General features: G+C 44.3%; 1 protein-coding gene. It reads right to left on the bottom strand.

Annotated features, from left to right (window positions below; translation table 11 throughout):
- On the bottom strand, window positions 1-1,141 hold a 1,141-nt coding region (locus AM305_RS04245), incomplete at its 3' end, for an IS4-like element ISVsa5 family transposase (protein WP_001449585.1).
- Between the last annotated feature and the right edge of the window lie 60 nt (window positions 1,142-1,201).

Below are 1,201 nucleotides of genomic sequence, written 5' to 3' on the forward strand. Positions count from 1 at the left end.
AGTCTTCCCTTGTTATTGTGTAGCCAGAATGCCGCAAAACTTCCATGCCTAAGCGAACTGTTGAGAGTACGTTTCGATTTCTGACTGTGTTAGCCTGGAAGTGCTTGTCCCAACCTTGTTTCTGAGCATGAACGCCCGCAAGCCAACATGTTAGTTGAAGCATCAGGGCGATTAGCAGCATGATATCAAAACGCTCTGAGCTGCTCGTTCGGCTATGGCGTAGGCCTAGTCCGTAGGCAGGACTTTTCAAGTCTCGGAAGGTTTCTTCAATCTGCATTCGCTTCGAATAGATATTAACAAGTTGTTTGGGTGTTCGAATTTCAACAGGTAAGTTAGTTGCTAGAATCCATGGCTCCTTTGCCGACGCTGAGTAGATTTTAGGTGACGGGTGGTGACAATGAGTCCGTGTCGAGCGCTGATTTTTTCGGCCTTTAGAGCGAGATTTATACAATAGAATTTGGCATGAGATTGGATTGCTTTTAGTCAGCCTCTTATAGCCTAAAGTCTTTGAGTGACTAGATGACATATCATGTAAGTTGCTGATAGGTTTCCAGTTTTCCGCTCCTAGGTCTGCATATTGTACTTTTCCTCTTACTCGACTTAACCAGTACCAACCCAGCTTCTCAACGGATTTATACCATGGCACTTTAAAGCCAGCATCACTGACAATGAGCGGTGTGGTGTTACTCGGTAGAATGCTCGCAAGGTCGGCTAGAAATTGGTCATGAGCTTTCTTTGAACATTGCTCTGAAAGCGGGAACGCTTTCTCATAAAGAGTAACAGAACGACCGTGTAGTGCGACTGAAGCTCGCAATACCATAAGTCGTTTTTGCTCACGAATATCAGACCAGTCAACAAGTACAATGGGCATCGTATTGCCCGAACAGATAAAGCTAGCATGCCAACGGTATACAGCGAGTCGCTCTTTGTGGAGGTGACGATTACCTAACAATCGGTCGATTCGTTTGATGTTATGTTTTGTTCTCGCTTTGGTTGGCAGGTTACGGCCAAGTTCGGTAAGAGTGAGAGTTTTACAGTCAAGTAATGCGTGGCAAGCCAACGTTAAGCTGTTGAGTCGTTTTAAGTGTAATTCGGGGCAGAATTGGTAAAGAGAGTCGTGTAAAATATCGAGTTCGCACATTTTGTTGTCTGATTATTGATTTTTGGCGAAACCATTTGATCATATGACAAGATGTGTATC

Source organism: Actinobacillus minor NM305 (assembly GCF_000175195.1).
In the GTDB taxonomy this organism is placed as follows: Bacteria; Pseudomonadota; Gammaproteobacteria; order Enterobacterales; family Pasteurellaceae; genus Haemophilus_A; species Haemophilus_A minor.